Source organism: Vibrio sp. 10N.222.46.A1 (genome assembly GCF_041473595.1).
GTDB classification, from domain to species: Bacteria; Pseudomonadota; Gammaproteobacteria; order Enterobacterales; family Vibrionaceae; genus Vibrio; species Vibrio tasmaniensis_A.
On sequence record NZ_JBFRSN010000428.1, the window covers coordinates 1 to 5,286 of the forward strand.

A 5,286-nucleotide genomic window follows, 5' to 3' on the forward strand; every position below is an offset into this window, starting at 1 on the left:
TATCAAACGCTAACAATGTTGTATCAACAGTAGAGTAGCGGAAACTCGCATTTGGCAGCTTAGGGGCATTATGCTCAAATGCGAAATACAACGAAGGTGAGTTTGAGTCACTCGACCTAGCTTCGTTCAGCTTTGTACTTCCCCACCACATATCAGCACCGATCTTAGTCGTGTAAGAAAACTCTTCTTCAGCGGACACAGCCGAACTTAAAGAAAGCATTCCCACTAAAGCAATTAATGGCATTTTATTCATTTGAGATAGCTCCAATTCCATATCGTTGTGCTAATTGTATGCACATTCATAGATTATTGGGGAAAATTCTACCACACATCTTAAATTCTAAAACGATAAACCGCTGACGAGTAAAGATTTGACGACACGATGACCTTAATAACGTCTTTGGTTAGAGCTGTGTACATAGTTTTTGAAAAACCACACACCCACTGCAATCACGATCAGCCAAGGCAGCAGTTTAAACACAACCCCCATCATACCTAAGACCAGCATGACCGCTAACGCGATTCCGGTTGCCGCTAGTACCGTCATAAACGTAATACCAGTAACGAGTAAAGTTGCGACGAAAATAAGAACAAAGATTAATTCAAACATAATGGTCTCCCTAATGAGTTCATGACCTATCTTTCCTACTTTCTAACATTGCAGCTTCCATACCAAGTTAGATACAACCATAAACTCCTTATTTATCAGGCAAATAAAAAGCCACACATCTTCATGCGTGGCTTTTCGGAAACTCACAATGGTAAATTTAGCCTCTAATGGCGAATTTAGCCTTGTTCTTTAAGCTTTTAACTTTTAGTTCTTGGCTTTTGCTTTAACCTTGAGGGTGTCTATACGTTTAGCTCTTTAGGGATCTTAGCCAATGCCGTCTGAATCACCTCAATGCCCGCGCCTTTCTTATGTGCATTCTCACTGATGTAACGACGCCATTGTCTTGCACCCGGCATGCTTTGGAACAAACCCAGCATATGACGAGAGATATGACCAAGGCTCGCTCCATTCGAAAGCTGACGCTCAATGTACGGGTACATCTCTTCAACTACTTGTGAACGCTTCTTGATTGGCGTGTCTAAACCAAAGATCTGCTGATCAACTTCAGCCAAGATAAACGGGCTATGGTATGCCTCACGACCAATCATCACACCATCAAGGTGCTGCAAGTGCTCTTTAGTTTGTTCTAATGTAGTAATGCCACCATTTACCGCAATCACTAGATCTGAGAAGTCTTTCTTGATTTGGTATGCACGATCGTAATCTAGCGGTGGGATCTCACGGTTCTCTTTCGGGCTAAGGCCACTCAACCACGCCTTACGCGCATGGATAGTAAATTGCTCACAACCGCCCTTTTCAGAAACAGTAGAAACAAACTTAGTCAGAAACTCGTAAGAATCTTGGTCGTCGATACCAATACGCGTTTTTACCGTAATTGGAATATCTGTGACTTCTTTCATCGCTGACACACAGTCTGCCACCAGCTCGGGCTCAGCCATTAGGCAAGCGCCAAAGCGACCATTCTGAACTCGGTCTGAAGGACAACCTACATTGAGGTTCACTTCATCATAACCACGCTCACCAGCAAGCTTGGCACAAGCCGCCAAATCAACCGGGTTTGAACCACCAAGTTGAAGTGCTAATGGGTGTTCTTGCTCGTTATACTCTAGAAAGTCGCCCTTACCATGTAAGATCGCACCAGTTGTGACCATTTCCGTGTACAGAAGCGTCTGCTGAGATAGCAAACGGTGAAAGTAACGACAGTGGCGGTCAGTCCAATCCAACATGGGTGCAACGGATAAGCGGTTAGCCGCGTATTTACTGGTATTGTCAGGTTTCATAAAGCGTTACTCAAAATCTATACACTGCATATATATACAGAAACTCGCTAGTTCAGCCGCAAGCTCCCCCACTCAGTACGCTTATAGTACGTATTGATGGAGTGGAACGAAGGCATCTAGCATTAAAAAGAACACTTCAAAGCGGTGAATCACGCTTCACAGTGGACATTGTAGTCAAAAATAATTCGGCGATTATACACAGGGAATCGAAAACATTCAGGAACAAAGACCAACTTATTTTTCCCTACAACTCACGAAGTGTTAGTGCAGGCTTTCAGCGAGTGAGAAACGAATTGGGTATTGAGGATTTGAGGTATCACGACCTACGAAGAGAGGGAGCAAGTCAGTTGTTTGGAAAGGGCTACTCTATTGAAGAAGTAGCTCAAGTGACTGGGCATAGATATCTAAATATTTTGTGGCAAGTTTATACTCAATCATTCCCAGCAAACCTTCATAAGAAATCATTAAACGACTGATAAATAAAAAGTAATAACCCCACACAAATGGGTGGCAAGATTATCAATAAAAACAAGACCTTGAAAGTAACTCTAGGCAACCCAATATTGTCAAAAAGTTAATATGCACACCAAGAGGCCACTATGGGAAAAGGACTTAGCGAAGCTCTGAAAGAAATTCCAGAGGATTACGAACATGAATATAACGCTTACTATCTCGCTAAGGATTTTTATTCTCCGGGTTTTTTATCAACACTAACAGCGTACCTCAAAGACAAGAGAACTCCTGAGCGTAATTTTGACTGTGATCCAAAAATAGCTGGATACCTCAGAACTTTAGGTTTGAACCATATCCTTTGGAATTGTCCGGAACCGGTAAGAATAAAGAATGGAGTAACTTACACTCCTATAACCCAGCTATGTTCAGCAGAAGCAACTGACGATGTAACTACATCTATAAACAGCTGCTTACGTCATTTCACTGACAACGTTGAAGGTCCTTCTCCCGACGGGTTAGTTCAGCTGTATCATGTTGTAGGCGAGTTGCATGACAATGTATGGTCACATGGCCAATCAACGGGCTTTTCTATGGCGCAAAAAAACGCAGTTCCTGGGACTAACAAGACGGACTTTCACTTAGAGTTTGCGATCGCGGATAAAGGCTTAGGTTTCTTAGAAGAAATGAGACGTTCAGGCAAAGCTCAGTTACACGGCATCACATGTGATCAAGAAGCGTTGCTTTGGTGTATAGAAGAAGGGAACTCAACAAAGCATGCAGATGACAGCGACCCATGGGCTCAACAATTACCACCAGAACACATAGGTAACTCTCCTTACGGTGGTGGTATTGGTTCAGATTATACAGTAAACCACCACCAAGGCTTGGGCTTAGCTCATTTGGTTCGATTAATTGAACAATTCCAAGGAACGCTGACAATCGCTTCTGGAAGATGCCTCTTAAATATCAATGAAGATGGTGAAAGAGTACAAGAAACGCTTCCAACTTATTGGAAAGGCGTTGCAATAAGCTGTAAATTTAAGCTATCTTTACTTTGTGAAGAGATAAACGATACAGTCGATGAACAACTCTTAGCGTTGATGGAACAACTCAGGGGGGGATGATAATGAAAACTAAAATAGCAATAAATAAAAGTGATTTAGCTTCAAGAAGAACAGCCTCGGTAGAACGTAAGGCTCTTGAAGAAGCAATACTGTTTGGCGATGCAGTTGAAGTAGATCTAGAGTCCGTCAACTCCATATCTGAATCATATTCCGATGAGCTTTTCGGCGTATTAGTGGCCAAGCATGGTCTTGATGCCTTCGTAAAACAAGTGACTATTCTGAACGCTAAAGAAAGCATCCTGAGAAGCATAGCTAAAGTTATTCAACGTAGAGAAATTGAGCGAAAAAAGCCCTTTGAGACTGCAGAGAATGTCGCTATGGCTTAAATATACATTACCAACAAAAAAGCCCCTTTTCAGGGGCTTTTTTGTTCTAGATACGTCAAACGCTCATCCATCTTTTCCATCATTAAGCGCAGCCACTTAACATCGGTTTTAAGTGTAATACCTCCCCCACCTCACTAGACAAGGCACTAACAACGGCAACAATTATTGTTTGATACTCTGCCATTACTTAAACTCATTGCGTAGGGTTTCCCATAGGCCAAATACTATTGGAGCACTTGCGCCAATAATGCCACCGAATTGAACACCGTCTGCCGATACGCTCGCGGTGATAACTTCAGGGTGACCAGCTGCCAAAACCGCTCCTGCGCCAGATAACACTAAACCCTTTTTAGCCGATGACAGGCCAATGTCGATTGAGAACTCTCGCTCAATAAGCACATTGTTGCACTTGATATTTTCAAACTCATTCACCAGATCTCTAATTCAGCTTGATTAATCAGTTATGCCTTGAGTCACACTGTCGTTTTGAGTTACCTTGTCTTATTCAAAGTCGTAGGTCACAATACGCTCTGTACCTGACTTTAATAAAATCAATGTCTCCTCAAACAAGGTTACCTAGCAATAGGGGCTAAATGGGGATGTTTGATTGAACGGTGAAAAATTTGGACCACACATTAATAGAGCAAGTTGAAGGGATATGCGTATCGCGAGGTGTTAGGCTAACACCCCAAAGAAAGCGAGTGTTTGAGCTTATCCTATCTAATAAAAAAGCCTCCAGTGCTTATGAATTATTAGAGCAATTGAAAGTCAGTGAACCGCAAGCCAAGCCTCCTACAGTTTATCGCGCTTTGGATTTTTTGTTAGAGCAAGGGTTCATTCACCGAGTTGAGTCAACGAATAGCTTTATATGCTGCTGCTCTTGCAATGCCAACACGCATTTTTCCCAATTACTGATCTGCGATAAATGTGGCACTGTGATAGAATTACAAGACGATGCGCTTGTCGCCCTACTCGCGAGTAACGCCGAGCAGCATGGATTCAAGTTGACCAACCATGTCATTGAATCACATGGCATTTGCCAAACTTGCTCCTCCGAAATGAAAGAATAAGATTATAGAAGAACATTATGCGCGCTGAATTTGTAAACCCGTTTTTAGCTTCTTTGATGAACGTACTAAAAACGATGGCATCTCTAGAATTAAAGCCTCAGAAACCAAGAGTGAAGAAAGATGAAATCGCTCGTGGTGATGTGTCCGGCCTAATTGGTATGGTTGGTACACAGTCTCGTGGCTCAATGTCGATCACCTTTGATGAAGGGCTTGCTCTAGAAATCATGGAAAACATGCTAGGTGAACGACCAAACGGTTTGAACGAAGAAGTGACCGACATGGTGGGTGAAATCACTAACATGGTAACCGGTGGCGCAAAGCGTATTCTTGCAGAAAGCGGCTTTGACTTCGATATGGCAACGCCAATCGTGGTTTCAGGTAAAGGCCATACTATTCGTCACAAGTGTGAAGGCGCAATCATCATCATGCCTTTCTCATCTCAGTGGGGTAATGCTTTCATCG

Annotated in this window: 8 protein-coding genes and 1 pseudogene; 5 read left to right on the forward strand and 4 right to left on the reverse strand. The window is 42.6% G+C overall.

Features of this window, described 5'->3' with window-relative positions; translation table 11 throughout:
* The 3 genes and pseudogenes from AB4496_RS13255 to dusA all read right to left on the reverse strand — a co-directional run.
* Window positions 1-274, reverse strand: a pseudogene (locus tag AB4496_RS13255) (iron-hydroxamate ABC transporter substrate-binding protein); the annotation flags it as partial.
* A 114-nt stretch (window positions 275-388) separates the two neighbouring features.
* Window positions 389-610 (reverse strand): envelope stress response protein PspG, encoded by a 222-nt coding sequence (gene pspG, locus AB4496_RS13260; protein ID WP_009847904.1) that lies wholly within the window; start codon window positions 608-610, stop codon window positions 389-391.
* A gap of 239 nt (window positions 611-849) precedes the next feature.
* Complete coding sequence (gene dusA, locus AB4496_RS13265) at window positions 850-1,851, reverse strand: tRNA dihydrouridine(20/20a) synthase DusA (protein WP_009847903.1); 1,002 nt, start codon at window positions 1,849-1,851, stop codon at window positions 850-852.
* A 161-nt stretch (window positions 1,852-2,012) separates the two neighbouring features.
* On the opposite strand from dusA, the gene AB4496_RS13270 reads away from it, so the two are divergent.
* The 3 genes from AB4496_RS13270 (at window position 2,013) to AB4496_RS13280 (ending at window position 3,754) form a co-directional block, all read left to right on the forward strand.
* Complete coding sequence (locus AB4496_RS13270; RefSeq protein ID WP_009847902.1) at window positions 2,013-2,327, forward strand: tyrosine-type recombinase/integrase; 315 nt, start codon at window positions 2,013-2,015, stop codon at window positions 2,325-2,327.
* Window positions 2,328-2,450: 123 nt separating this feature from the next.
* Entirely contained in the window at window positions 2,451-3,428 is a 978-nt protein-coding gene (locus tag AB4496_RS13275; protein ID WP_009847901.1) for a hypothetical protein, read from the forward strand.
* A 2-nt stretch (window positions 3,429-3,430) separates the two neighbouring features.
* On the forward strand, window positions 3,431-3,754 hold the full coding sequence (locus AB4496_RS13280; RefSeq protein ID WP_232281817.1) for an STAS-like domain-containing protein: 324 nt from the start codon (window positions 3,431-3,433) through the stop codon (window positions 3,752-3,754).
* 183 nt (window positions 3,755-3,937) lie between these two features.
* On the opposite strand, the gene AB4496_RS13285 is transcribed toward AB4496_RS13280, so the two are convergent.
* Entirely contained in the window at window positions 3,938-4,117 is a 180-nt protein-coding gene (locus AB4496_RS13285) for a hypothetical protein (protein WP_029225597.1), read from the reverse strand.
* 251 nt (window positions 4,118-4,368) lie between these two features.
* On the opposite strand from AB4496_RS13285, the gene zur reads away from it, so the two are divergent.
* Together zur and AB4496_RS13295 are read left to right on the forward strand one after the other, a co-directional pair.
* Window positions 4,369-4,824 carry a zinc uptake transcriptional repressor Zur gene (gene zur / locus AB4496_RS13290; RefSeq protein WP_012603115.1) on the forward strand — a complete coding sequence of 152 codons (456 nt, stop codon included), beginning with the start codon at window positions 4,369-4,371 and terminating at the stop codon, window positions 4,822-4,824.
* A gap of 17 nt (window positions 4,825-4,841) precedes the next feature.
* Window positions 4,842-5,286: chemotaxis protein CheX (locus AB4496_RS13295; protein ID WP_372131124.1), on the forward strand; the 445-nt coding region annotated here is incomplete at its 3' end.